This window comes from Photobacterium minamisatsumaniensis (assembly GCF_050336695.1).
In the GTDB taxonomy this organism is placed as follows: Bacteria; Pseudomonadota; Gammaproteobacteria; order Enterobacterales; family Vibrionaceae; genus Photobacterium; species Photobacterium minamisatsumaniensis.
Genome location: NZ_JAKJSI010000004.1, coordinates 1 through 1,337, shown reverse-complemented (window position 1 = coordinate 1,337; position 1,337 = coordinate 1). Strand labels below are relative to the sequence as shown.

The following is a 1,337-nucleotide window of genomic DNA, read 5'->3' as shown; positions in this document are numbered from 1 at the left end:
AGGGAGACTGCCGGTGATAAACCGGAGGAAGGTGGGGACGACGTCAAGTCATCATGGCCCTTACGAGTAGGGCTACACACGTGCTACAATGGCGTATACAGAGGGCTGCCAACCAGCGATGGTGAGCGAATCCCACAAAGTACGTCGTAGTCCGGATTGGAGTCTGCAACTCGACTCCATGAAGTCGGAATCGCTAGTAATCGTAGATCAGAATGCTACGGTGAATACGTTCCCGGGCCTTGTACACACCGCCCGTCACACCATGGGAGTGGGCTGCACCAGAAGTAGATAGCTTAACCTTCGGGAGGGCGTTTACCACGGTGTGGTTCATGACTGGGGTGAAGTCGTAACAAGGTAGCCCTAGGGGAACCTGGGGCTGGATCACCTCCTTAACGATATGACCTGCTGTTTTATGCAGTGTCCACACAGATTGCTTGGTCGAAATGTAAGAGAGCGCGAATGTTGCCCAACAACATTCGCAAGAAAYACTTAGTCCCATTCGTCTAGAGGCCTAGGACACCGCCCTTTCACGGCGGTAACAGGGGTTCGACTCCCCTATGGGACGCCACGGGTCGTTAGCTCAGTTGGTAGAGCAGTTGACTTTTAATCAATTGGTCGCAGGTTCGAATCCTGCACGACCCACCATTCTTTCTCACGAAGGAATTAAAACTATCGTGGGCGATTAGCTCAGTTGGGAGAGCACCTCCCTTACAAGGAGGGGGTCACTGGTTCGAGCCCGGTATCGCCCACCACTCTCTAAGAGTTTTCTGCACGGAATCGCAGATTCAATAAAGGTTAACTTTGTTGAGTCCGTTTTTTGACGCTGAAAATTATTAGAAAGTGGTTCTTGTATCTCTTNTGAGATAGTGGAACACTATGCTCTTTAACAATCTGGAAAGCTGACTAGTAAATTGAATCTTTTAGATTCAATTACAAATGTTTTTTCTTCTTTTTATATAAAGGAGGGAAGTACGAGTTCTCAAAACAAACACATTCAAGTGTCTTGTGTAAGAGTCCGGCGAAAACAAATAATTCTCTTTAATTAGAGAGTGAACCTTGGTTGTTGCCATACGAAACCTCTTGGGGTTGTATGGTTAAGTGACTAAGCGTACACGGTGGATGCCTGGGCAGTCAGAGGCGATGAAGGACGTATTAACTTGCGATAAGCGTAGATTAGGCAGTAAAAGCCACTTGAGTCTACGATTTCCGAATGGGGAAACCCAGCTGCATAAGCAGTTATCGTTACGTGAATACATAGTGTAACGAGGCGAACCGGGGGAACTGAAACATCTAAGTACCCCGAGGAAGAGAAATCAACCGAGATTCCGGCAGTAGCG

General features: G+C 47.9%; 3 tRNA genes and 2 rRNA genes. All 5 read left to right on the top strand.

The annotated features are described in order from the left end of the window. Positions 1–392 (top strand): 16S ribosomal RNA (locus L4D78_RS00235); the annotation flags it as partial. A gap of 100 nt (positions 393–492) precedes the next feature. Further along, positions 493–568 (top strand) — tRNA-Glu (locus L4D78_RS00230). 1 nt (position 569) lies between these two features. Then, positions 570–645 (top strand) — tRNA-Lys (locus tag L4D78_RS00225). Between the two features lie 31 nt (positions 646–676). Next, positions 677–752: transfer RNA gene (locus L4D78_RS00220), tRNA-Val, on the top strand. Between the two features lie 340 nt (positions 753–1,092). After that, positions 1,093–1,337: ribosomal RNA gene (locus L4D78_RS00215) — 23S ribosomal RNA — on the top strand; the annotation flags it as partial.